Below are 23,367 nucleotides of genomic sequence, written 5' to 3' on the forward strand. Positions count from 1 at the left end.
GGTATTTGAACTTATAAATAAAATATATGTCTTTAGAATTAAAAATTGGTAAAGGAAAATGCCAGATTTATGTTGAGGCTCACTCCTACAGTGATGGTTTGAGTATCCTCCTTCACGGTGGGGACAAATCCCATATTGGCGCTGTTGCCATCAGCATACCAAGACAGAGTCTTAAAGAGAAAAGAGTGACAAGTTGTTCTACATCAATTCTTACCATTACAGGGCATAAGGATGACATAATAGCAAGGGAGATGTCTGAAACTGTTTGCAGGAGTATTAAGAAAACCATTGTTGTAGTTGCAGGTGTTCATATAAACAGAGCTTCATCAGAAGATATTAAAAATGTGATGAGGAATTGCAGAAAGGCTTCTAAAAAACTGATTGAATTATTTAATGTTTGACTTTATGAGAGGTCTTTGAATAAGTATTTTATCAGGTATACTATTAATCAAGAACTCATAGTCATTGGCTTTTTTGTAGAAACAGACCTTTAGGTCTGTTGGTAACAGGTCTAAATAGGTTGTTGAAAGACTCGTAACATTGTCATTGCGAGCAAAGCGAAGCAATCTCAGTTTTACGCAAATCAATGAGTTAGAGATTGCCACGTCGCTGTCGCTCCTCGCAATGACAGCGAATAGGAACTTTTTCAACAGGTCTAAAGACCTATTTCTACATTTTTAAAAAGAAAACTGAAAGCTATGCAGAAATTTAAACTCATTGTCGGTATAACAGGAGCAACAGGGGTTGTTTACGGAATAAAACTCCTTGAGTATCTTTCAAAAAATGATTCTGTTGAAACATCGCTTGTTATAACAGAGGCGGCACAGATTACAATAAAGCACGAGACTGATTTTAAGATAGACAAGATAAAATCATTGGCAGATAAAGTTTATGACATTGATGATATCGGCGCGCCGCTTGCAAGCGGTTCATTCAAGAGAGATGGGATGGTAATTGTTCCATGCAGTGTAAAAACAATGTCAGCCCTTGCTAATTCTCTGGCTATGAATCTGCTTTTGCGTGCCGGGGATGTGACATTGAAAGAAAAAAAGCCACTAATTCTTGCAATAAGAGAGACTCCGCTTCATCTCGGGCATTTGAGAAACATGGTACAGCTTTCTGAGATGGGAGCTGTAATTTTACCACTCTGTCCTTCATTCTATCACAAGCCCAGGACTATTGATGAGATGGTTGGTTTTACGGTAGGAAGAATTCTTGACCTTTTTGGAATTGATAATACGCTTACAAAGGAATACCTGGGGAGCAATAAATAAATACACTAACTGTATTAATAAGTGGAGTTAATCTCAAATGTCAAAGCACAAATAACTAAAACCCTTAATATTTGGATTTTGACATTCATTTGACATTTTGGTTTTGACATTTGAACTTATCTACAATTATGAAACCAAATTTTCAGGTTGATCTACTTGCCATTACCCCTGACTGCGAGAAGCTCATTGAAGAAGCAGGAAGAACCTGCTATCTGTCTTTTGGAAAAATAGGAAAAGGTTCAGAAAAAAAATTTATCAAAATGCTGATTAAAAGCGGGCATCTTTCTGTCCTTGAACACGCCTACGCGACTTTCAGGATAAAAGGAGGTTCAAGAGCTTTTACCCACCAGCTTGTAAGGCACAGAATTTGTTCTTTTTCCCAGCAGTCGCAAAGATATGTGAGCGAGAAGGAATTTGACTTCATAACCCCTCATTCAATCAGAAAAAATTCTGAGGCTCTGAAACTTTTCAATGAGACAATGGAGCTTTTAAAGGAAAACTATCAGAAGCTTCAGGCTATGGGGATTAAAAATGAAGATGCAAGATTTGTCCTGCCAAATGCCATTAAGAGCGAGATTGTAATCTCAGCAAACTTAAGAGAATGGCGCTACATCCTTCAGCTCCGCTGTGCGCCTGATGCGCAGTGGGAAATAAGAGGAATTTGCAATGAGATTCTAAAGATTTTAAAAAAAGAGGCTCCTGTTGTGTTTGAAGATTTTGAATTAGATGGAGATAAGAAAGTAGCAATAGTAAAATAATCTACTATCTAATGATGTCATTGCTAGGAGCGAAATTCCTCAAGAAATTTTAAGCTAAAATTGGCAGAGAGATATTATAGACTTTTTGCTATCTTTCTAATAGCATCAATTGTTAAATCGATATCTTCAAAAGTATTGAAAAACCCCGGGCTTATTCTTATTGCTCCATCAGGATATGTTCCTGCGGTTTTATGGGAGTCAGGAGAGCAGTGGAGTCCTGCTCTGGAAATAATATAAAAATCTTCATCAAGCCTCTTTTCGATGCAACCCGGTTGCATTCCTTCAATATTAAAAGATAATACGGGTATTTTTTTGCTAAAATCTCCTGTGCCATAAAATAAGATTCCCTTAGTTTCTGAAAGCCCGGATAAAAACTGTTCAGTCAGACCCAGCTTGTGTTTTCTTATGTTTTCAATGCCTGTTTTGTTTATAAAATCGATGCCTGCTTTTATTGAGGCAATACCGGGAGTATTAAGTGTTCCGCTTTCAAGCTTGTCAGGAAAAAACTCAGGCTGGCTTTCATCATCAGAAAAACTTCCAGTGCCACCCTCCTTTAAGCTGTTTAAATTTATTTCCTCCCCAACAATCAGGATTCCTGTTCCCTGAATTCCAAAAAGTGATTTGTGCCCTGAGCAGGCAAAAATATCAATATTACCTTTTATGATATCGACTGGTATTGTTCCGGCAGTCTGTGCAGCATCAACTAGAAGTTTTATTCCTTTTTTTTTGCAGATACTGCCAATCTCTTCAACAGGATTTATTGAGCCGAGAACATTTGAGGCGTGGTTTATGACAACTAATTTTGTATTCTTTTTAAAGGCTTTTTTTATATCTTCAGGATCAACAAAACCTTCAGAAGAAGTTTTTACTTTAGTTACTTCAATACCATTTTTTTTAAGTGATTTTAATGGCCTTGTAACAGAATTGTGCTCTATGTATGATGTTATTACGTGGTTTCCGGGAGATAGTAATCCTTTTAGTCCAAGGTTGAGGGAATCTGTTGCATTTGAAGTGAAAATAACCCTTGAACTATCAGGGAAATTAAAAAATTTTGCCACATCTTCTCTTGTCTCAAATATCATCCTTGCAGATTCAACTGCCATCCTGTGAGACCCTCTTCCGGGACTCCCTCCGATATTTCTCATTGCGTGGTCAACAGCTTCATAGACCTGCGGGGGTTTTGGAAAAGATGTAGCAGCGTTATCAAGATAGATTGGCATTGAAAGCTCTATTAAATATTGTCCATGGTTGATTGTTATAAAAAAATATAACTATAAGTTCAAAGCCTAAAATTCAAATGTCATCTGTCCGCTCTTAACTTCACTCCGCTTACTCTGTTAAAAATATTCTCTCTTTATCCAGCAAAATTGTTACTTTGTCACCAATTTTTATATCACTCTTTTCACATATAAACTTTTCAATATCCATAATTAAGTTGAGCTTTGTTTCAGAAAACTTTAAAAATATTCTGTTGGTTTTCTCAAGGCTTATTATGTGGTCTACAGAAAGAGTCAGGGAATTATCTTCTGTTTTGTCATAATCTGAAAGCCTTACATCCCGCGGCTTGATGCACAGAAAAGCCTTATCTCCTTTGTTAAACCTTGAGTCAATGCCTGTTTTTATCTTTATCCCTTCAACGCTACACAAAAAGCAGTCCTTGAATGTTTCAATGATTCTGCACGGGAAGATGTTTTTTACTCCTAAAAATTTCGCTGTAAGGCGTTTCCGCGGGTTAGAGAAAATTTCATGCTTTTCTCCTGACTCTACAATCCTGCCATCATTCAGAATAATTATATGGTCAGCAAGAGTAAAAGCTTCCTGAAGGTTATGGGTGACATAGATTATTGGGATACTTAAAATAGATTTTAATTTGAGCAGGTCCTGCTGAAGTTTTTCTCTTATTCTTTCATCAAGCGCTGACAATGGTTCATCAAGGAGAAGAAGTTTTGGGTCAGAAGCTATAGCCCTTGCAATTGCAACTCTTTGCTTCTGTCCTCCTGATAATTCGTTTGGATATTTTTTTTCCTTCCTGTCAAGGCGAAAAAGCTCAAGCAGTTTTCTTACCTTTTCATCTGCGTCAGACCTGTTATTGATTCCGTATGCTATATTTTCATAAACATTGAGATGCGGGAAAAGGCTGTACTCCTGAAAGACATAGCCTATTTTCCTTTTTCGAATAGGGATATTTATACCCTTCTCCTTGTTAAAAAGCTCATCTCCGTTTAATCTGATATACCCTTCATCAGGAATGATTATACCTGATAGCATATTCAATGTAAGGCTTTTCCCTGTCCCTGAAGGACCAAAGAGGACTGTAAGATGATCTCCTGATGCAGTTGTGCCTTTTTTGTTGTAAGCAGAGAACTCAATATCAATGAAAAAGTCAGATAATTTTTTCTTTAAATGATACTCTATCAATCTGTTCTCCCAAGAGAGTTAGCTTCAGGCTCATTTGAATTTATTAATACTTTCCTTTTGTAAACTTATTGACCCAGAAAAGAACTGATATTGAAAAAGCTGTAATTATCAGAACAAGGGTATTGGCTAAAGGAATATTGTTTGCCTGTACAGCATCATATATGGCTATTGAGATTGTTTGTGTCTTCTGAGGGATATTTCCTGCAACCATCAATGTTGTCCCGAAATCTCCCATTGAACGGGCAAAAGCCATAGCTGTTCCTGCAATTATTCCCCTTTTGGCAAGAGGAAGTGTTACAGATGTAAATACTTTAAACTCCGATTTCCCTAAAAGTCTTGCTGCATTTTCGATATTGATGTCAACAGATTCGATAGAAGCCCTGGCAGGTTTTATGAAAAGAGGTATTGAAGCTACTACTGCCGCTATTACAGCTCCTTTCCATGTAAAAACAACAGTTACACCAAAGACATTTTCAAGAAATCTTCCTATTGGACCATTCCGCCCGAGTACGACAAGAAGGTAATATCCAAGAACAGTCGGTGGGATTATAAGCGGCTGCATTACAATTGCATCAATGAAATTTTTTAAAAAAAAATCTTTTTTTGCAAGTATCCAAGCCATTAAAAGTCCAACAAAAAAAGAAAACAGTGTGGCTATTATAGAGACTTTAAGTGTGAGATATAAAGGAAAGAGATCTGTATGGTTCATTATTAATTTTACCTTATAAAGTTTCTTTAAAACTATTTAGTCTTATAACCGTATTCCTCCAGCATAGCTTTCCCTTTTTTGCTGCAAACAAAATCTATGAATTCTTTTGCAACTTTTTGTTTTGATGTATCTTTCAATATTGCCATTGTCTGGTTAATTGGCGGATGAAGCTCTTCGCTTATCGTAATGTAATTAACCTCAGGAACTTTTGCGATGGAAAGGGCAATGATTCCTGCATCAGCATTTCCTGTCTGAATAAATTGAAGAGCCTGTCTTACATTTTCTCCTAATATTAACTTACTCTTGATTTTATCCCAGAGCCCTGCCCTGATTAGAAATTCTTTTGCTGCAATTCCATATGGGGCATGGTCAGGGTTTGCTATGGCAATACTTTTAATATCTTTTACCAGAAGATCCCTAAGGGTTGTTACTGGTTTTACATTTTTGTTATATGCAATAACCAATCTTCCTCCGGCATAATTTCTTATTGAATCGTTTTTGAGAAGATTTTGATTTTTTAATCCCATAATATATCTGTCATCAGCAGCGGCAAAAATGTCATATGGTGCTCCCTGCCGGATTTGCTCTGCAAGCATTCCTGTTGAACCAAATGTAAATATTATCCTGTTTCCTGTTTCAGATTCAAAGGTTTTGCCCATTTCACTGAAAACAAAAAGAAGATCAGATGCAGCGCCAACAAGAAGCTCTTCAGAAAAAGCAGCGCTAAGAGGGAATAACAAAAAGAGTAAAGTTAAAGTTATACGTGTTATAATTAACATAGATAAATCTTTATAAAAAATGTAGAAACAGGTCTTTAGGTCTGTTTCTACATCTGGTTTACCAGTTTCAAATAGCACAAAAAAAAGCCGATTCCCTGTTTTGAAAAGGAAACCGGCTTTTATTTATACCGTTTCTAATCTCCTTTCCAAACACGAGGAGGCAATCTGATTTCTCAGAATACCCGAATCGGCCAAGAGCCATGTTCTTTTTCCGGAATTTAGGCTCAAAGGCTCGGAGATCGCTTCTTCTTACTGATATTAAACAGAAAAAGTCAAGTAATAAAATGTGAAGGATTATTAAACCTTTAAAAAATGGCTCATCGTTGAAGTGAGTGGGTAAAAGTTAGTGATTGATATTATCTGCCTGTGCGTTCACGCAGACAGGCGCAAAACGGCAAGAGATAAGGGGAAAAGGAAGTTGAATAAGGTTCAAAAAACTGATATTATAACAGCATGGGAAAAAAGAAGACGCTGCTGGACAAATATCGGTTCTCCGGATATAGTCCGAGGTTGATACTCTTGACTGGCTACTTGTATAAAATCTTTTTCATTAGGAGGCTGAAATGGAAGAAGAAATCAAGGAAATGGAAAATGATTTCACCAAAATTTTAAATAGAAGAACAAGGAAGCTTTCAAAAGAGGAACTGAAAAAGGAAATAATAAAATTTATTGGAGAAAATAAAATCTGCACAATTGCAACATGCTTAAATAATATTCCCCGTTCAACACCTGTCCGCTACCGCAGCAAGGATATGACTATTTATGTTTTAACAGAGGGAGGGGTTAAGATTAAAAACATTATGGAAAATCCAAATGTATCAGTAAGCCTTTACGGTGACTACTCAGGCTTTGAATCGGTAAAGGGTCTCCAGTTGTGGGGCAGGGCTGAAATAATAAAACCGGAGGATGAAGAAAAATACGCTGAAGCAAGGAGTATAATAAAATCAGAGGAACGAGAGGATTTGAAAAAACTCGGAGTCAAGGCAAGTCCTGATATGAAGATAATAAAAATAGAAGCAACACGGGCACGCTATCTGAACTTCCCTGACGGCATTCTAAACCAGGTCTGGGAAGTCTGATTTAATTTCAGATTTCGGATTGTGGATTGAATAAGCAATAAGCAGTATTGCAAGATGTTATACCTTGTCGTTCCCGCCTGCCTGCGGTAGGCAGGCGAAAGCGGGAATCCAGATATTTAATTATCAGTAATACCAAGCGACTCATCAAAAAAAATAATTGACATATTCAGTGATTAAATTTATATATCCGTCTAAGCGGATAAAAGGATTCCATTTATGAAGGATCTCGCAAAATTTTTCAAGGCAATGTCTGATGAGACAAGGCTCAGAATCTTGCATCTTTTGACATACGGGGAATTATGCGTATGCGACCTGATGGAGGTGTTGTCACTCCCTCAGTCAACAATATCACGGCACATGGCATATTTAAAAAATGCCGGACTTGTTATTGACAGGAGAAACGGGGTTTGGGTTCATTATTCTTTAGCAAAACCAAAAAATAATATTCATTATCTGCAGTTGAAATGCATTAAGGATGATTTTAAGAATTTTAAGGAATCAGAAGATGACTTTAAAAGTCTTAAAAAATTTCAGAAACACAAAAAATGTGAAGGGTAAATTATGGCTGATGAACCAAATACCAGAAAAAATGGAGTCCTGTTCCTTTGCACTGGGAATGCCTGCCGCAGCCAGATGGCAGAGGGGTTTGCAAAATCAATAGCGCCTGACGATGTTTTAGTTTTCAGTGCCGGAACTTTTCCTGCACATTTAAGCTCAAGGGCTGTAAGGGTGATGCAGGAGATTGGAATTGATATTTCAAACCAATACTCAAAGAGGATAGATGATATACCGGTTAGTGAAATAGGAACTGTAATAACTCTATGTGATAGTGCTGAAAGAATGTGTCCATCTTTTCCAGCAAAAAGAAAACTCCACTGGCCTATTCCTGACCCGGTGGGGACAATGGGGGATGAGGAGAGGGTTTTGCGTGAGTTTAGAAAAGTTCGCGATATGATAATGGAGAAAGTTGAAAACTATTTTAAATATGAGGAGTGGAAAGATGAGTGAAGGGGTATCTCGTAAGCTGTCATTTTTAGACCGTTATCTTACTCTGTGGATTTTTTCTGCAATGCTTTTTGGAGTCGGGCTCGGGTATTTTGTCCCTTCAGTGGTAAATTTCTGGAATACTTTTAACTCAGGCACCACCAACATCCCGATTGCAATAGGGCTTATACTGATGATGTATCCGCCTCTTGCTAAGGTGAAATACGAAGAGCTTGGAGAGGTATTCAAGAACACAAGAGTGCTTGCGCTTTCACTGGTTCAAAACTGGATAGTTGGGCCTGTGCTAATGTTTGCTCTGGCAATAATATTTTTGCGCAATTACCCGCATTATATGGTTGGACTGATAATAATTGGCTTGGCACGATGTATTGCAATGGTTATTGTATGGAATGAACTTGCAAAGGGAGATACAGAATATTGCGCCGGACTGGTTGCATTCAATAGCATATTCCAGGTTCTGTTCTTTTCTGTTTATGCCTGGATATTCATAACCATTTTGCCAGCCTGGTTTGGCTTGAAAGGAAGTGTTGTTGATATCACGATAAGTCAGATTGCAAAATCTGTTTTCATATACCTCGGAATTCCATTCCTTGCAGGAATCATTACAAGGTTTACATTGATATCAATCAAAGACAAGGAATGGTATCATAAGAAATTCATCCCAAAGATAAGCCCTATTACGCTAATAGCCCTGCTGTTTACTATCATAGTAATGTTCTCACTTAAGGGTGAATACATTGTTAAAATCCCAATTGATGTTCTTAGGATTGCAGTTCCGCTGCTTATCTATTTTGTAATAATGTTTTTTGTTTCCTTCTATATGTCATATAAGATTGGTGCAGATTACAGGCAAAGTGCAGCACTTTCCTTTACTGCGGCAAGCAATAATTTTGAGCTTGCTATTGCAGTTGCAGTTGCTGTATTTGGAATAAACTCTGGGGAGGCTTTCGCAGCGGTTATTGGTCCGTTGGTTGAAGTGCCTGTTCTTGTAAGCCTTGTAAATATTTCATTGAGATTTTCAGAAAAATATTTTAATGTACAGAATTCTTTTGAGAGGAGCATTTCTTAGAATTAATCCCTCTAAGAATTTTTAACTAACTTTCCTGTGGCAAGACCACAGGAAATAAATAAATTAAATTCAGGAGAAAAAAAATGAAAGGATTCAGGAAGGTATTATCTGTCGGTTTAGCTTCGTTTTGTTTGATGGCAATTAATGGCGCATTTGCTGAGACTAAAAAAGCAGCAGTTGCCACGTCTCATTCACAAGCGCCGGCAAAATTTCAAAAAAACCCACCTCTTCTTTCAGGAAAAGTCGCAGAGACTTTTAACAGCGGAGGGTACACCTATCTTTTACTTGAAAATAAAGTGAAAAAAATATGGGTTGCTGTACCTCAAATGAAAGCAACTGTCGGGAAAGAGATTGCCCTTATGCCCGGGGCTGAGATGCAAAACTTCACAAGCAAGACTCTTAAAAGAAAATTTGATAGTATTATTTTCTCTGCAGGACCTGCAACCCAGCAGGGCATGGTAAATCCTGCTGCAGCAAAGGGACTCATGGGAAATAATGGTGCAAAAGCTCCAACTGCTGAGAAAGTAAAGGTTGCAAAGACAACAGGTCCAAATGCCTATACAGTCGTCGAAATTTATAAAAACAAGGAAACACTTAATAACAAGAATGTTGTCGTAAAAGGCAAGGTGGTAAAGGTCTCTGCAGGCATTATGGGGAAGAACTGGATACATTTGCAGGATGGTACAGGGAATGCTAAAGATGGAAGTAATGAGCTTGTTGTAACTTCACAAGACATTCCAAAGGTTAATGATGTTGTAACAGCAAGCGGTACTCTGTATAAGGACAAGAACTTTGGCGCCGGATACAAATATACAGTTATTATGGAAAAAGCTTCTGTCAAGAAGTAATCAAAAGTTGTCAGGTGTCATTGCAAGGGAAGAAGGCGGTTTTTTCTTTTGCAGCGGTTTTAAATTCTTCTATCAGTGATGTTATAAGTTCCTTAACAGTGGTGATTTTATTGACTCGAAATGCGTTTTGTCCAGCAAATGCAAAGCCTTTATTCAATTTCCCTTTTTTTGCATTTATCAATGCAAGAGCTATGCAGTAAGTACTTTGCTTGTAATCGCATGTGATAATACAATGGTAGGGGCAATTGAACGGTTTTTTTACCCCGCTATTTACTTCTTCCAGAAACCTGTTTTTTATTGCCCTTCCGGGAAGGCCAACAGGGCTATTTATGAGAACGATGTCTTCTTCTTTGGATTTTATGAATTCTTCTTTAAATTTTTTGTCTGCATCACATTCTTCAGTTGCAACAAAACGAGTGGCTATCTGCACACCGGCTGCTCCAAGTTTGAGAAATTTATTTATGTCTTCGCCTGAGTAAATACCTCCGGCAGCAATAACCGGTATTTTTTTATTATGCTCTTTTTCAAAACTCTTAACAGCTGCAACTACTTCAGGTAGAATTTTTTCAAGGGTATATTCAGGGCTCTCAATCTGTTCTGTTTTAAAACCTAAATGCCCTCCTGCCAGAGGTCCTTCAACAACAAAAGCGTCAGGAAGATACTTGAAATTTCGCAACCATTTCATGCATATGATTTTAGCTGCCTTTGCAGAAGAGACTATAGGAACAAGTTTTGTATTGATTCCTTTGACCAGGTATTTCGGAAGGTCAAGCGGCAGTCCAGCTCCGCAGAAAATGATGTCCACCCTTTCTTTTATAGCAGTGTTGACCATATCGGCAAAGTTAGTTAGGGCGACCATAATGTTGACGCCTAAAATTCCCTTTGTCTTTGCACGGGCTTTTCTGATTTCATTTTCCAATGCCCTGATATTAGCTTCAAGATAGTTTTTTGTGAGGTCGGTTTCTTCCATCCCTATCATTGCAGCTGAAATGACACCGATTGCGCCTTCGTTTGCAACTGCTGATGCCAAGCCGGACAGTGATATACCTATACCCATCCCGCCCTGTATTATGGGAATCCGTGCTACTAATTCTCCTATCTTTAAGACAGGAAGGTTCATATATCTTTCCTTGTTGGTGCCATTCTTGGAGGGTTGGAGACGTGGTTTGGGTCAAAGGCTTTGCCTATCTTTTCCAAGAACTTATGGTAATTCCCTAAAGCGCTACCTATGAGTTCATGGTGGTGCGACCACTGAGCTCCGGGATATGCCCTGATTTTTATATCATGTTTTATTGATTCAACCTCATATTCCTCAAATTTTCTGACCATGGTCTTGTCAAAATAGGAGAAAAATTCCCCATATCCGATGTGTCCCATGTCATAGCTCTGCATCCATCCGCTTTCCTCGCAGTCATCAAAGAACGGAGGAATAAATCTGCTTTTAAGGTCATCAGTGTTCTGAAGCGCTTTTCTTGCGTGGTCAAGCGAGTCAAAGGCGAATTTTGTAACTGCAAAAAAACCTGCAGGAACTGTAACATTATTTGAAATTCCCAATTTAAAGACCTGCCCGCTTGAATATGGCGAAGCTTCCTCCATCTTCCCGTTTGTTTCAGCAACAATTTCTTTCAAAACATTTTCCTCATATTCGAGTTGTTTTTCTGATGTATACCCAACCAGAAGTACTCGTACCATACTCGGAGACCGTTTGTCTGCAAATTTTGATTTATCTTTTTCCCATTTTTCATAAAAATCATCTCTTGATTTAGCCCTTGCGATATAGCGCCATATAAATGGTACTCTTACGCAAACAGCCCCTATCTCAGCCTTTCCAACTTCATACATTGCCTCAACAGCTTTTTCAGAGTCTGGATATATGATTGTGAACCATTTGAATCTTTCTTTTGTCAGAGCAAAGGCTGTACTTGGGGTGACACCAACTGGTTCAGGAACACCCTTAAATGGAAGGCGAAAGAGCTTGACAGCCATTTTTGTTACAACGCCAAGCCCGCCAAAATGACCAAACCATCCCCTCATAAGCCCCCTGAGGTCAGGACCAGGTCCTTCGCCCCAGAAATAATCCCTGATTGTTGATGCAGAGCCGGTGTGGAGAATTTCTCCTGTTGGGAGTATCCACTCTGCTGCAAGGACCCTTCTGTTTGCATAACCAACCCTGTGAACAAGTTGCCCCATCCCCTGATTAAGGTGGTTTGCAATTACAGCAACCTGTGCGCCGCATGAAGGGGCGCTTGTGTAAAGCCCGAGTTTCATTGCCTCTGTCTGAAGTTCTGTGTAGGTAACATAAGGCTCAACAAGGGCGTACATGTTTTTTTCATCAATCACCATCCTATTCATCCGCTTCATATCAAGCATTATTGTGTTTGGCTTTGTTGGAACACAGAGGGTTATAAAGAATGTACCAAGAGGGATGAATGGAACTTTATACTTGTTTGCAAGCTTTATAATTGTCTGAACTTCTTTTGCTGAGCCTGGAAGGACAATACATCCTGGAACCTTGCGGTTTTTATCCCATGCAAACTTTGCATAACCGCCTCTTGAGTAAGCCTGGCAAACTGCAGGTGAGGTCGAAATGTTCTCTTTACCTACTATCTTTTTTAATTCACTTTCAATCTTTTTTGGAAAAGCCATATATTTACCTAATTAGCTATAAGCTTTTTAAAAACTTTAAAAGTTAAAAGTCTTTCTGCGGGGTTAGAAAACCCCGCCTATTGATAGGCGGGACATTCTTGTCCCGCAGCAATTTTCTTTATCTTAAACCCTCTAATCCTTGAATCCTTTAACCCTTCATTTTAAATCGCTTCTGCAACTACCTCTACAAAGTCATAGACCTTAATTTTGCTCTTTGTCTTTTTTGCTGTATCTTTAAAATTCCATTTACAGAACGGGCAACCTGCTATTATTGCATCTGCGCCAACTGAGCTAGCCTCATCAAGCCTTTCAGTTGCTGTCCATGTAGCAAAATCATTGAAAGCCCATTTGACTCCACCTCCGGCACCACAGCACCATGCATTTTCTCTTATCCTCTCCATTTCAACAAGATTTAACCCAGGAATCTTTTTTAAAACATTTCTTGGAGGCTCATATACACCGTTAGTTCCTCTTCTCCATTTTTTTACCGGTTCAGTTCTCCCAAAGGACACCCTTTCGCCTTTCCATAAAATATATGGCTCACTCAGCCTTGCAAGACGGCAAGAATCGTGGTAAGAGGCATTGAGCTTTACAGGCTTTGTGAGATTAAGCTTTCCAAGTTCAATCAGCTGGTTTACATATTCAGAGGTGTGGAATACTTCATATTCCATTTTTTCCTTTTCTCTTAATCTCTGATAATCAACTTTCCACACATGATAGCATTCTGCACAGCTTGTAAGGACTTTTTTAGCGCCGCTTTTTTCAAGCACTTTCATGTTATGCGCCATTATCTTTTTTGCCTGTTTTGTATCACCAATCCTTATTAATGGATTACCGCAGCACCACTCATCAGGTCCCATGATGGTAAAATTGACTGAAGCAGCATTTAAGATTTTTATTGTTGAAAGCACTATCTCAGGATGAAGGTATGAAGAGGTGCAGCCGGCAAAATATACTATCTCAGGCTTTTCTGAAAAAGGCTGTTTCCCTTGCAGCCAGTTACTGCGTTTCTCATGAGGATTTCCATATGGATTGTGCTTATCGCATACATTCTTAATAATTTTTTTGTGGACTGGCAGAGGGGCTTTTTTCTTTTCAACAGCATCTGCCCTGAAGGCTTCTATTACCTCAAGCCGTTCATTGTCAATGCATCTTTTGCACATTACATCGCAGGCGCCGCACAGCGTACATTTATAAAGGACATCAAGTAGTTCTTTTGAATAACCTATCTCTTTATCAAGGTAAGCCAAAGACATATCCATGATTCCCTGACAGGAGTAGGCATCAAAAAAATAGCGGCTGCTAATCGGGCATATTTTATTGCGTCTTTTGCTTTTAGACCATATTGGGTCAATCCACTTGCAGCTTGAGCATCTTACACACATTTCAATATCATATCTGTAGTCTTTAAGTTTCATTTATTAGTGTCCTATCTCATATAGAGCTTTCAAATTACTACCACTGTGAATCTTTTCGTTCTTGTCATTGCGAGCGTAGCGAAGCAATCTCATCTCTTGACTTAGAGGAAACTTTAATGGGAATCTCGTTTTGAAATTGCAGAGCCTATTCTGAGCAAAGCGAGAGAACTCTGAGATTGCTTCGTCGCTTTGCTCCTCGCAATGACAGATGGGAAAAGTACTCATGTTAAATAACATCAAAAACACAATCTCCCGGGGTTCATAATTCCATTAGGGTCAAAGATATTTTTTATCTTTTTCAAAGTTTCTTTATATGGTTTTGCTTTTTCCAATAGCTTTTCACCCCATTCTCCATGAGGGTTGCTGAAATGAGCGCCTTCTGAAAACAGGGTTTCTCTTATTTTTGAATCTAATTTTTTAATTTTTTTGAATTCAAAGCTCTTTTTATCTCCATAGAAAAAGTGGAACTGGCAGTAACAGGCTCTTCCATACTCAAGAGGCTGTAAATATATTCCAATATCTTTTTTATCATAGCCAAGTTGTGAAGATAGTTTAAAGACTACATCCTTTGTCATGGAGAGCTTATCAAATGTTGTAAGAAAACTTATTTCATTGCAGAAACCTTTAAAGCGGTTTTTCCAGTAAGATACATCATCCATCCACGGCTTTCTAAGCATTGATAATATTATTTCTTGTCCCTTTTCATGTCCCGGCAAGGCTTCACTTAAATTGAGTGATAAATCTGAGGCAATCCTGCCTAATGCCTCTTCCTGGTAAGCTATTTTTTCTTCTGCTTTTCTTAATGAGCCTGCAAGGCAGATGATTAATACAAATTCAGGGAATTTATTTTTTAAGCTGTTAAAGTCTTCAGGAAAATTTTCTGAGAGAATCAAAGAAAGATTGAGCGAATTAAGAATAAAACATTCGTTTCCAACCATTGACTGCTGGATTCTGTAAGCAGTTTCTTTTATTTTTCCAAGGTCGCTGCTGCAAAGAAAAAAAACTTTTCTTGTTTTTGAAAAATGCTCTATTTTTAGATTCATCCATGTAACAATCCCGAGTGTTCCCTGAGCGCCCTGAAAAAGCCTGAAAAAGTCCATTCCCGGTCCATAGGGGCATACCATATCTGCCAACGCATTATCCGGGGCACCGGGGACAGAGGCTGAGCCTGTTCTTAAAATTTCACCTGTTGGAAGAACTACTTCCATAGTTAGGATTGGGTCAGCATATTCAAACTTTGGTACAAGCATTGGCTCTCTTTCAAGAAGGCTTGTAAGGGCAGATTTTTCTCTGTGTGGCAGAAGAGGGTTATAGGCAGTCATACCCTCTTTTTCAAGCCCATCCTGAAGTTTTCCCCATGTAACACCCGGTTCAATTCTTGTTCTCCTGTTACGCTTGTCGATTTCCAAGACTTTGTCCATTCTCCTCAGGTCAACTATAATACCACCTTTGGATGGAATAGTTGTCCCGTAGAAATGGACACCTGAGCTTACAGGTATTACGGGGATATTTTTTTCGTTTGCAAGTTTTACCACTGCCTGAATTTCCTTTGAGTCCTTTGGTTTTACAACGTAATCAGGCATTGAAAAAGGGCAGAAACTGTAATCTTCTGCAAAAAATCTTAATGCAGAAGCATCATTGCTTGCATTTTCTTTTCCAACTATATTTTTAAGTTTTGTGATTAGTTCCAAAATTTTTTAATCCAAAAGTTTTACAGGTGAAACAAAAAGGTAGGAGTGCCTTTAGCCTCTCCTACCTGTGCATAACCCCATATCATTAATCTATAATCTCTTCCACATCATTCTACACTGATAAAGCATTAAACCTGCAAAAGCCATCCTTAGGCAACTCTCCTGTCATTTTAAAAAAAACATTTAGATTCAGCCCTTCATAAAAGGCTGTACAGGTTCCTATATCAACATATCTGCATGGTAAAATATTTGCTTCCTTTTCTCCCATAACTTTTTTTAAAAGCTGATTTATTGCACATTTTTTTACAATATGGATTAATTTCTTATGGGAAATCTCTTTATATGTCCACTCATCATTGCCCCTTGGGCTAAGAAAGCTTATTTCCAATAATCTTTGAGGCACACTCGGAAAAACATGTCCTGTTTTAGCTGCCACATTATAAATAACTTCCCCAATCCTGTCCCTGTATTTTCCTTCAAGCTCAAGAATCCTTTTAGCCAGATTTCTTCCATAATCTCCAAAAACCCTTTTAGCGATTTCATCTTTATCATAGTCCTCTTTACCATTGGCTTCAGAAGCATATTTTTCAACAAGAGGTTTAATATCAAACTCCTTATCTAAGATATCAAGAAATTCAGAATCAATATTGTATTTATACTTAGAACTCAAACCATTCTCCTGATTTAAATTTCCTGAAGCTTACTGCAGGAAACTCAAACTGTAAAGAATAATTTCATATATTCTCTTGCTGCGCGTTCACAAAGGACCTATCTGTTTGGAGTTGTAAAATGGAAAAAGGCATCAAACTGGCAACGGCCATCTTTTGGCAATTCAGCTGTCATTCTGACTCCAACATCTAACCCAAGTTTTTTATAAAGCTCATCGCTTAAACCTATGCAGTAGTGTTTGCATGGAAGTTTATTTGCAATTTTTTCTCCAACTGCCTCTTTAAGGGCTTTGTTCATAGTGCATAAATTGACAAAATATGTCAAACACTTATAAGAAATTTCCTTCCAGCGCCATTTGTCCTCAACTCTTACAGACAAAATAGCTATCTCAATCAGGCGCTGTGGAATGCTTGGGAATTTATGCCCGGTTTTCTCAGCCACCTGATAAATCAGTTCAGCGCTTCTGTCTCTGTAATTCCCTTCAAGTTCCAATATGCGGTTAGCAAAATTGATACTATATTTCTTAAATAGCTTTTCACCTATCTCATCAGCTTCCTTGTCGCTTTTTCCCTTTATTGCGCTGGCATATTTTTCTGCAATGCTTTTAACTGCAAACTCTTTTTCAAAGGTTTCAAACAAACTGTCATCTATGAAGTATTTTAAAGCTTTCTCACTCATTTTTTGCTTCCTTTCATAGTTTAATAATATTAGCTTTTAGCAGCAGTTTTTATCCTCTGCCTCTGAGTTTCCACTAGATAATCACAGCGCAGGCATCTTGAGCTTTCTCGTATTACATCATCCTTGCTCAGTGTGACCTCCACTTCTTTATTAGCTGACATTCTCTCGCTTACAGGTATTAGTGGAGTAGCTGTACGATTATGTTTTGCAGGAGCTCCTTTAGGATTAAACTTGACAGTGCTATCATAGTGCTCAAGCCACGGATAACGGGTCTTTAACTCCTCATCTGTCAGGAAATCCTTTGCGAGATATTTATCAATATTCCTTGCTGCCTTCTCACCCTGCCCAATTGCCGCAGTTACAGTTGAAGGACCTGTAACCGCATCACCTCCGGAAAATATATTAGGAATGTTTGTAACCATTGTATGCTTGTTAATAAAAACAAACCCTTCATAGGAAAATCCAATGCCTACCTCTTTCATAATCTTTTCTGCATCAAGCTTCTGTCCTATAGCAGATATTATAGTATCAACGTCAAGGGTAAATTCTTTTCCGGGAACTGGAACAGATTTATTTCTTGCTGTACGGTCATAACCCTTCATCATCATTTCTTCGCAGACCAGACTTTCTGCTTTTCCATTTTTGCCTTTGATTTCTTTTGGTCTTGCAAGAATACGGAACTTGACTCCTTCCTTTTCAGCTTCCTCAACCTCTGCCTGTATTGCAGGCATTTCTTCAATATTTCTTCTGTATACTACTGTCACATCTGCCCCCTGCCTCAAAGCAATACGGGCTGCATCAATAGCTGAATTGCCACCTCCGATTACAGCAACCCTTTTGCCGATTTTTGGATTTTTCCCGCTGCGGCAGTCTCTCAGAAAGTCAAGTGCCTGAATAACCCCGTTCATTTCCTCTCCCGGAATCCCAATTGATGGGGAGCCTTGCGCCCCAACTGCAATAAATATAGCCTGGTAGCCCTGGTTTTTTAAAGCATCAATAGAGATATCTTTTCCAACCTCTGTGTTGAGTTTAAGCTCAATACCAAGGTTTAATATAAAATCAATTTCGTTATTAACGATTTCCTGCGGAAGGCGGTATGCGGGTATCATTGAAGTTAACATGCCACCAGGTTTGTCGGCTTTTTCAAAGACTGTTACCTGATAGCCAATCCTTCTTAAAAAATATGCACATGAAAGACCTGCAGGTCCTGAACCCACTATTGCTATTTTTTTCTTTGCATTGCGGGAATCTTCTTTAATTGTTGGTTTTAAACTACTTGATTTTGACGAATCAGCCATATATCTTTTCAGGCTTCTGACTGAGACAGGATTGTCAGTTTTCCTGCGCTCACACATTGTCTCACATGGATGCGGACATACTCTGGCGCTTACTGCAACAAAGGGATTCCGTTCTCTGTGAATACGGATTGCCTCGTCAACATTCCCTTCTCCTAGGAGAGATATATATGATGGAACATCAACATGGGCAGGACATTCATACTCACACGGTGCTACTAATTCTAAAGCCTTTTCAGGGCAGACCCTTACGCATTCAAGACACCCTCTGCACTGGTCAGGAAACCACATGGCTAAACCCCATGCATCCATAGGCATTACTTTCCCTTTATCAATACGGGTTAGATAAACCTTATAAACGCATTGTGGACAAACTTGGACACATTTCCTGCAATTCATAGGAAGTTTACATTTATCTCTGTTAATAGCTATCTGAACTCGTGCCATTAATTTTACCTCCAAAAAAATAAAGAATAAACAAAATTACCAAATGTCTCTGAGCCCGGGAGTGGTGCTCCGTTCTACCATTTCAATGGCCTCATGACGGCAGTGGTTTGCGCATTGTGAACATCCATAGCATTTGTTCATGTCAATATTTAACTTGTTGCGGCTTACCTGTAAAGACATAGCACCAAACTGACAAAAAGTAATACATTCCCCGCATCCAATGCATCTGTCATAAATTGGCCTTGCGCAATATTCCCCTTTAAGAAGAACTTCATCAACACCATAATCAGTACGACCCCTTATCCCAAGGCAGGTAGGATACTCACAATTGCAGATTCCTCCTATGTAAGGAGTATAAAAAGTCCAGAGCGTGTGAACATTGCCCCTCCTGTCAAAGTGGCGAAGCCTCTGCTTTGCTTCTTTTACTGAAAGAAATGTCATGTTTCTGAAGGTTTCAGGCCATCTTTCCCACTTGTAAATACCTACACCTAAGGATAGACAGGTCATTGCATCATCGTTATTATACATGCCCCGGGATTCCCTTTTGCAGATACATTCCATTATTCCTATCGGATAGGTAAGCTCAAGCATCTGTTCTGCCTCTTCAAGAGTTACTACCTGTCCAAAGTGGTAATTAGCCATAAAGCTCCCGACTTTTTTCTTCAATATTGGGAGTTTCTTTACATCTTTCCCTGTAGCCTCAAGAACCTCTTTCATTAAATCAGAGAAGAGAATATCTAAATCTACCTGAGCCCCTGGCGCTATAACAAACTCTCCGTCTTCATTCATATAATATTCCGGTGGCTTCTGGTGAGGACTAATTATTTCCCCTACTTTTCTTTCTGCTTTTTCTGCTTTTTTCTGCGCATCCTTTTTCTTCCTGCGGTACATATTTGCAGAAAAATTCTGGGCAGCTAAAAACCATTTCCCTCCATCTCCATGTTCAATACAATGATGACACATTTTAACTACTCCTTTCTTTCATTCAGAAATGGAATTATTCCAAAAGATTATTTTTAATCAAACAACTGTTTGAAAATTATGTTTTCTGCTATATTTTGTCAAGTGGAAATTAAGTTCCTAATGTCAATAATTTCTGCCATGAAAAAAATTGACTATACACCTTTCAAAATATATACTGAGAGCAATTGGGGAATGAAGGTATATAGGGTTGGGAGTCAGGACAAATATTTCGTATCATTTAAGCTGTGAATTAGAAATTCCTATGGCGGAAACAGCCAGGCACTTGGGAGTCTGTACTTCTGCTATTGCAAAGGCTATTCAAAACATAGATATTAATGAAAATAAGTGATAATATTCAACACCGTCCCCTATCTTATATGAGGTTGGATGACCTTATCGCTACTTTATCGCTACTTTAAAAAGAACAAACTTACCTTTTATAAAACCAGCTATAAAAGCAAATGGAGTCAAAATAAGGACAAGCGCATGGGTTTGTTTCACAGTAAATATCCAGAAGAGACCTACTGTTGCTAAAATTAATCCAACAAGGGACCACATCATGCCGGCAAGAAGAAAAAGATAGCGCTTGGGTATTGCAGGATTAAATTTTTCTTTGAACATAAGTTATCTTTTAAAATTAAAACATACTTGCTTTTAACAGTTATATCTTTGTAAAAATATTTTATTTTACTTAGTCTGTCAAGGTCAATATATAACATGTGATATATACTGGAGACTCATTAAAAATTTAGCAAACTAATTTTTGATACAGTGCAGTGGCGGTAAGATATAGAATGATAATAAAATCTAGGACTGAGTATTAAACAAATTATTAATACCAACACTTTTGACCGCTAACAATTGTTTCGTAAAATAGTATGAACGGTATTTTGTGACTGCCCTTTTAAAGATGTCTAACTTTTACCCATATTTTTTGATTAAGAATTAAAAATCTTTTTGGGAGGTGGAGCTTGTTTTATAAGCCTTTTCAGACTTGTTGGTAAAAGTCAGTTAAGATGTTGGAGTAAAAGTTAGTTTTTTTGAAAAGGTTTTTCTGGAAACTTAACTACTGTTCCGCTACCATGAGCTTCTGTCCAACCTAAGAAAAATGGAACAAAGAAAATAATCAGTAAAAAAAAATCATGAATTTCCGTCCGGTAAGAAACATCCACTACTGCATTTCCACCCCTCTTTCTGGCTTCCTTTTCCAATTTACGAAATACCTCTTGGCTTGAATTAAAGTCATCACCATACCACATATTCCATCTCCATACTTCCGCATGCACTAACCCTATCGACTGTGAGCCTTCTGGGATGTTATCTTTGCTTTTTAATACACCAAAAGTAGGAACTCTGTGTTGAAAACTGCATGCAAAAAGAAACATTGCCATCGACATTACCATGCAACCTACTCTCAGATATTTCCGATTTTGCTGTATATTTTTCATATTTATTTCTCGTATTTTATAGCCATACCACTAATATGGTATTCGATATATCCAAAAATAAAAGGTATAATAGGCATACGGGTAACTACATAGGACTTGACATTAACTATCGCATCTGCCCCAACAGTTCTAGCTTTTTCTGCCAAGTTGTTTTTGGCTTTTCCCAGATCAGCCATAGGAGAACCGTAGTAGAAAAACCCCCATGTCCATGCTTCCGTATGAATCAGTCCCAATGCTTTGTATGGTTTCTTCATATCACAAGTAAACATTTGTGCATCCCCTCCTTCAAAAGGAGCATAATGTACAAACGAACAGCTCGCAACCATTATTAATAGTAAGGCTAAGACTCCACCAATAATACACTTATTTTTTCTCATGATTTGTTTCCCTCCTACTTAAACTTTATTGCCATACCACTCACATGGTAATCGGTACTCCCTAGTATAAATGGTATTCCCGGTCCACGCCCAGATATAAACCCCATATACCCACCTAAAGTTCTATTATCTACATGTGCTTCCACGTTAATTATTGCATCAGCTCCCATATTACCAGCATCATCGTGTAATTTAGTATAAGCCTTATCCAATGAGGAAATAAATGGAATTAACCAGAACAAGGTAGTTGTCCACGTTTCAACATGTACCACCCCTATTTCTTCATAAGGGCGCTCTACCCTATCTAGAATAACAGGCTTATACCCTTCCCCTATATTGGCATAATGAGTAAAGGAACACCCGTACATCAAAATGAAAGATAATAACATCACCGATATCTTAAATAAATTCTTTCCCCTATTTTTCATCAAGACCACCTCGTTTAATTTGAGAATGCCAAAACCTAAACAGAGTTACATGTTTGAAAAAAGCAAACCACACTCGCATAATTAATGTCAAGTTATTTTTATGCATTTTTTAGTGTTGTGATTTAAAAGTTAGGTCTAGACCCTAAAAGTTATATATTTTAATATAGATAAATACTTAATTTGTTTTTACTACTATAAGGCTTTATATTATTTTTCCTTCTTTCCTGTTGACTAATTCATGGAGAAGTTTTACCTACTGAAAAGCTGGCTGGCAAAAAAACAGCCATTAATAGTTTTTATAAAATATCTGAATTATGCTTCAAAACGTTCCTTGGAGGAAAAAATGGAGAGATTGGATGATTTGTTTAAGCTGGCTTACGGATTTGCTGTATCAAAGATAATTTTTACCTCTGTTAAGTTTGGAATCTATAGCAAACTCTCAAAATGCGAGAAGACCGCTTCGGAGCTTGCAAAAGAGCTTTCACTTCCCGAGAGGTCTTTTTCAAGGCTTTTAAATTCCTGCACTGCTTTGGGGATTCTTAAAAAGAGGAGTGGCAGATATTCAAATTCTCCTGTGGCAGAGGAGTTTCTTGTAGAGGGGAAGCCTGAATATTTTGGATTTCATTTAATTGCCCTCAATGAGAGGCTTTATGGTCCATGGGGAAACCTTGAGGAGATTATCAGAAAAGATGAGTATCACCCCTCTGTTGACGGAAAATCAGATGATATAATCAAGGCAGTTGCAAGCACAAAGGAATTTGCGCGCAAGGCAATGATGTCCCAGCACAACTACAGCCAGCAACTGGCAAAGGATTTTGCAAATGAGGCTGACCTTTCAAAATGCAAGAGGATGCTGGATGTAGGAGGAGGAACAGGAATACAGGGCTGCTTACAGCAGTGAAAAAATAGGATTTCATTGTTGATTTGATTTAAAGCGCATCACCTTTATTGACAAATGCATTAAATCAGTTAGAAAGAAAAAAAATTTCTGCGCCCATAGCTCAAATGGATAGAGCGACAGACTACGGATCTGTAGGTTGAGGGTTCGATTCCTCCTGGGCGCGTTTAAAATTTTCAGATAGAATAAGAAAAGACAACGTCAGACTATGTAAAAAGTCGATTTTTCAAAAATGCGAGCCAATAAAATCAATAGGTTGTAAATAGTAAAAGTTCAAAAACCTGGGTTTTCACACAGTCTGACGTTCTCTTTTGCTTCTATAAATAAGAATAATATGTCAATTAGATTTTATGATGAGAAAATTTGTGTAATCTTTTTTAAACCTGAGTAATCACTTTATTATGTAACGCCAAAATGATAATGTCCTAATTCACCAAAGTAGAAATGTCCTAATTTACGGATGCTATAGT

The 23,367-nt window shown here is 38.1% G+C and carries 26 protein-coding genes, 1 tRNA gene and 1 other annotated feature; of the genes, 10 read left to right on the forward strand and 17 right to left on the reverse strand.

Translation table 11 applies throughout. The annotated features are described in order from the left end of the window. Positions 1–26 precede the first annotated feature (26 nt). From A3H37_04135 to A3H37_04145, 3 genes are all read left to right on the forward strand, one after another. Positions 27–401: a hypothetical protein gene (locus A3H37_04135; GenBank protein ID OGL49131.1), complete on the forward strand. Its 375-nt coding sequence runs from the start codon at positions 27–29 to the stop codon at positions 399–401. 297 nt (positions 402–698) lie between these two features. Continuing rightward, a complete protein-coding gene (locus A3H37_04140; GenBank protein OGL49132.1) occupies positions 699–1,274 on the forward strand; it encodes a hypothetical protein in 576 nt (191 codons plus the stop codon). Between the two features lie 128 nt (positions 1,275–1,402). Continuing rightward, positions 1,403–2,032: a thymidylate synthase, flavin-dependent gene (locus A3H37_04145; GenBank protein OGL49133.1), complete on the forward strand. Its 630-nt coding sequence runs from the start codon at positions 1,403–1,405 to the stop codon at positions 2,030–2,032. Positions 2,033–2,106: 74 nt separating this feature from the next. Here the strand turns inward: A3H37_04145 and A3H37_04150 are convergent, their stop codons facing one another. The 4 genes from A3H37_04150 to A3H37_04165 form a co-directional block, all read right to left on the reverse strand. Next, on the reverse strand, positions 2,107–3,252 hold the full coding sequence (locus A3H37_04150; GenBank protein OGL49134.1) for a cysteine desulfurase: 1,146 nt from the start codon (positions 3,250–3,252) through the stop codon (positions 2,107–2,109). A 109-nt stretch (positions 3,253–3,361) separates the two neighbouring features. Then, complete coding sequence (locus tag A3H37_04155; protein ID OGL49135.1) at positions 3,362–4,450, reverse strand: hypothetical protein; 1,089 nt, start codon at positions 4,448–4,450, stop codon at positions 3,362–3,364. Positions 4,451–4,493: 43 nt separating this feature from the next. Continuing rightward, the gene (locus A3H37_04160; GenBank protein ID OGL49136.1) at positions 4,494–5,159 is read right to left on the reverse strand and encodes a molybdenum ABC transporter permease subunit; all 666 of its coding nucleotides are present in this window, start codon (positions 5,157–5,159) and stop codon (positions 4,494–4,496) included. 32 nt (positions 5,160–5,191) lie between these two features. Continuing rightward, the gene (locus A3H37_04165; GenBank protein ID OGL49161.1) at positions 5,192–5,938 is read right to left on the reverse strand and encodes a molybdate ABC transporter substrate-binding protein; all 747 of its coding nucleotides are present in this window, start codon (positions 5,936–5,938) and stop codon (positions 5,192–5,194) included. Between the two features lie 123 nt (positions 5,939–6,061). Then, positions 6,062–6,188, reverse strand: a binding site (molybdenum cofactor riboswitch). A 313-nt stretch (positions 6,189–6,501) separates the two neighbouring features. On the opposite strand from A3H37_04165, the gene A3H37_04170 reads away from it, so the two are divergent. The 5 genes from A3H37_04170 to A3H37_04190 all read left to right on the forward strand — a co-directional run bounded on the left by A3H37_04170 (position 6,502) and on the right by A3H37_04190 (position 9,939). Then, on the forward strand, positions 6,502–7,017 hold the full coding sequence (locus A3H37_04170) for a hypothetical protein (protein ID OGL49137.1): 516 nt from the start codon (positions 6,502–6,504) through the stop codon (positions 7,015–7,017). A gap of 216 nt (positions 7,018–7,233) precedes the next feature. After that, positions 7,234–7,575, forward strand: coding sequence for a hypothetical protein (locus A3H37_04175; GenBank protein OGL49138.1), 342 nt, complete (start codon positions 7,234–7,236; stop codon positions 7,573–7,575). Positions 7,576–7,578: 3 nt separating this feature from the next. Continuing rightward, a complete protein-coding gene (locus A3H37_04180; GenBank protein ID OGL49139.1) occupies positions 7,579–8,025 on the forward strand; it encodes a hypothetical protein in 447 nt (148 codons plus the stop codon). After that, positions 8,018–9,091 carry an arsenical-resistance protein gene (locus A3H37_04185; protein ID OGL49140.1) on the forward strand — a complete coding sequence of 358 codons (1,074 nt, stop codon included), beginning with the start codon at positions 8,018–8,020 and terminating at the stop codon, positions 9,089–9,091. Before A3H37_04180 ends, A3H37_04185 begins: the two co-directional genes overlap by 8 nt. A gap of 83 nt (positions 9,092–9,174) precedes the next feature. Beyond that, on the forward strand, positions 9,175–9,939 hold the full coding sequence (locus A3H37_04190; GenBank protein OGL49141.1) for a hypothetical protein: 765 nt from the start codon (positions 9,175–9,177) through the stop codon (positions 9,937–9,939). Between the two features lie 10 nt (positions 9,940–9,949). Here A3H37_04190 and A3H37_04195 read toward each other — a convergent pair whose 3' ends face one another. The 13 genes from A3H37_04195 to A3H37_04255 form a co-directional block, all read right to left on the reverse strand. Continuing rightward, positions 9,950–11,059, reverse strand: a complete 1,110-nt coding sequence (locus A3H37_04195; protein OGL49142.1) for a 2-nitropropane dioxygenase — start codon at positions 11,057–11,059, stop codon at positions 9,950–9,952. Then, positions 11,056–12,585 (reverse strand): hypothetical protein, encoded by a 1,530-nt coding sequence (locus A3H37_04200; protein OGL49143.1) that lies wholly within the window; start codon positions 12,583–12,585, stop codon positions 11,056–11,058. Before A3H37_04200 ends, A3H37_04195 begins: the two co-directional genes overlap by 4 nt. 161 nt (positions 12,586–12,746) lie before the next feature. Then, positions 12,747–14,003 carry a hypothetical protein gene (locus A3H37_04205; GenBank protein OGL49144.1) on the reverse strand — a complete coding sequence of 419 codons (1,257 nt, stop codon included), beginning with the start codon at positions 14,001–14,003 and terminating at the stop codon, positions 12,747–12,749. Between the two features lie 3 nt (positions 14,004–14,006). Further along, positions 14,007–14,240 (reverse strand): hypothetical protein, encoded by a 234-nt coding sequence (locus A3H37_04210; GenBank protein OGL49145.1) that lies wholly within the window; start codon positions 14,238–14,240, stop codon positions 14,007–14,009. Next, the gene (locus tag A3H37_04215; GenBank protein OGL49146.1) at positions 14,240–15,694 is read right to left on the reverse strand and encodes a hypothetical protein; all 1,455 of its coding nucleotides are present in this window, start codon (positions 15,692–15,694) and stop codon (positions 14,240–14,242) included. The genes A3H37_04210 and A3H37_04215 overlap by 1 nt, the downstream gene beginning before the upstream one ends. Before the next feature lie 112 nt (positions 15,695–15,806). Continuing rightward, entirely contained in the window at positions 15,807–16,364 is a 558-nt protein-coding gene (locus A3H37_04220; GenBank protein OGL49147.1) for a hypothetical protein, read from the reverse strand. Positions 16,365–16,462: 98 nt separating this feature from the next. Then, positions 16,463–17,041, reverse strand: a complete 579-nt coding sequence (locus A3H37_04225; protein ID OGL49148.1) for a hypothetical protein — start codon at positions 17,039–17,041, stop codon at positions 16,463–16,465. Positions 17,042–17,070: 29 nt separating this feature from the next. Continuing rightward, positions 17,071–18,654 (reverse strand): hypothetical protein, encoded by a 1,584-nt coding sequence (locus tag A3H37_04230; protein ID OGL49149.1) that lies wholly within the window; start codon positions 18,652–18,654, stop codon positions 17,071–17,073. A gap of 165 nt (positions 18,655–18,819) precedes the next feature. Beyond that, entirely contained in the window at positions 18,820–19,746 is a 927-nt protein-coding gene (locus A3H37_04235) for a hypothetical protein (GenBank protein ID OGL49150.1), read from the reverse strand. A gap of 399 nt (positions 19,747–20,145) precedes the next feature. Next, positions 20,146–20,367: a hypothetical protein gene (locus A3H37_04240; GenBank protein OGL49151.1), complete on the reverse strand. Its 222-nt coding sequence runs from the start codon at positions 20,365–20,367 to the stop codon at positions 20,146–20,148. 410 nt (positions 20,368–20,777) lie between these two features. Further along, the gene (locus A3H37_04245; GenBank protein OGL49152.1) at positions 20,778–21,194 is read right to left on the reverse strand and encodes a hypothetical protein; all 417 of its coding nucleotides are present in this window, start codon (positions 21,192–21,194) and stop codon (positions 20,778–20,780) included. Between the two features lie 2 nt (positions 21,195–21,196). Next, a complete protein-coding gene (locus tag A3H37_04250; protein OGL49153.1) occupies positions 21,197–21,571 on the reverse strand; it encodes a hypothetical protein in 375 nt (124 codons plus the stop codon). Positions 21,572–21,585: 14 nt separating this feature from the next. Beyond that, a complete protein-coding gene (locus A3H37_04255) occupies positions 21,586–21,999 on the reverse strand; it encodes a hypothetical protein (protein ID OGL49154.1) in 414 nt (137 codons plus the stop codon). Between the two features lie 238 nt (positions 22,000–22,237). Between A3H37_04255 and A3H37_04260 the strand changes: the two genes are divergently transcribed. Then, a complete protein-coding gene (locus A3H37_04260) occupies positions 22,238–22,900 on the forward strand; it encodes a hypothetical protein (protein OGL49155.1) in 663 nt (220 codons plus the stop codon). Between the two features lie 89 nt (positions 22,901–22,989). Continuing rightward, positions 22,990–23,063, forward strand: a tRNA-Arg gene (locus tag A3H37_04265). Positions 23,064–23,367: the final 304 nt, after the last annotated feature.

Source organism: Candidatus Schekmanbacteria bacterium RIFCSPLOWO2_02_FULL_38_14 (assembly GCA_001790855.1).
GTDB lineage: Bacteria > Schekmanbacteria > GWA2-38-11 > GWA2-38-11 > GWA2-38-11 > 2-02-FULL-38-14-A.

Coding starts and splice junctions, on each gene's coding strand:
- A3H37_04135 (OGL49131.1), top strand. CDS start 27: ATGTCTTTAGAATTAAAAATTGGTAAAGGAAAATGCCAGATTTATGTT.
- A3H37_04140 (OGL49132.1), top strand. CDS start 699: ATGCAGAAATTTAAACTCATTGTCGGTATAACAGGAGCAACAGGGGTT.
- A3H37_04145 (OGL49133.1), top strand. CDS start 1,403: ATGAAACCAAATTTTCAGGTTGATCTACTTGCCATTACCCCTGACTGC.
- A3H37_04150 (OGL49134.1), bottom strand. CDS start 3,252: ATGCCAATCTATCTTGATAACGCTGCTACATCTTTTCCAAAACCCCCG.
- A3H37_04160 (OGL49136.1), bottom strand. CDS start 5,159: ATGAACCATACAGATCTCTTTCCTTTATATCTCACACTTAAAGTCTCT.
- A3H37_04165 (OGL49161.1), bottom strand. CDS start 5,938: ATGTTAATTATAACACGTATAACTTTAACTTTACTCTTTTTGTTATTC.
- A3H37_04170 (OGL49137.1), top strand. CDS start 6,502: ATGGAAGAAGAAATCAAGGAAATGGAAAATGATTTCACCAAAATTTTA.
- A3H37_04175 (OGL49138.1), top strand. CDS start 7,234: ATGAAGGATCTCGCAAAATTTTTCAAGGCAATGTCTGATGAGACAAGG.
- A3H37_04180 (OGL49139.1), top strand. CDS start 7,579: ATGGCTGATGAACCAAATACCAGAAAAAATGGAGTCCTGTTCCTTTGC.
- A3H37_04185 (OGL49140.1), top strand. CDS start 8,018: ATGAGTGAAGGGGTATCTCGTAAGCTGTCATTTTTAGACCGTTATCTT.
- A3H37_04190 (OGL49141.1), top strand. CDS start 9,175: ATGAAAGGATTCAGGAAGGTATTATCTGTCGGTTTAGCTTCGTTTTGT.
- A3H37_04195 (OGL49142.1), bottom strand. CDS start 11,059: ATGAACCTTCCTGTCTTAAAGATAGGAGAATTAGTAGCACGGATTCCC.
- A3H37_04200 (OGL49143.1), bottom strand. CDS start 12,585: ATGGCTTTTCCAAAAAAGATTGAAAGTGAATTAAAAAAGATAGTAGGT.
- A3H37_04205 (OGL49144.1), bottom strand. CDS start 14,003: ATGAAACTTAAAGACTACAGATATGATATTGAAATGTGTGTAAGATGC.
- A3H37_04210 (OGL49145.1), bottom strand. CDS start 14,240: ATGTTATTTAACATGAGTACTTTTCCCATCTGTCATTGCGAGGAGCAA.
- A3H37_04225 (OGL49148.1), bottom strand. CDS start 17,041: ATGAGTGAGAAAGCTTTAAAATACTTCATAGATGACAGTTTGTTTGAA.
- A3H37_04230 (OGL49149.1), bottom strand. CDS start 18,654: ATGCCTATGGATGCATGGGGTTTAGCCATGTGGTTTCCTGACCAGTGC.
- A3H37_04235 (OGL49150.1), bottom strand. CDS start 19,746: ATGTGTCATCATTGTATTGAACATGGAGATGGAGGGAAATGGTTTTTA.
- A3H37_04240 (OGL49151.1), bottom strand. CDS start 20,367: ATGTTCAAAGAAAAATTTAATCCTGCAATACCCAAGCGCTATCTTTTT.
- A3H37_04245 (OGL49152.1), bottom strand. CDS start 21,194: ATGAAAAATATACAGCAAAATCGGAAATATCTGAGAGTAGGTTGCATG.
- A3H37_04250 (OGL49153.1), bottom strand. CDS start 21,571: ATGAGAAAAAATAAGTGTATTATTGGTGGAGTCTTAGCCTTACTATTA.
- A3H37_04255 (OGL49154.1), bottom strand. CDS start 21,999: ATGAAAAATAGGGGAAAGAATTTATTTAAGATATCGGTGATGTTATTA.
- A3H37_04260 (OGL49155.1), top strand. CDS start 22,238: ATGGAGAAGTTTTACCTACTGAAAAGCTGGCTGGCAAAAAAACAGCCA.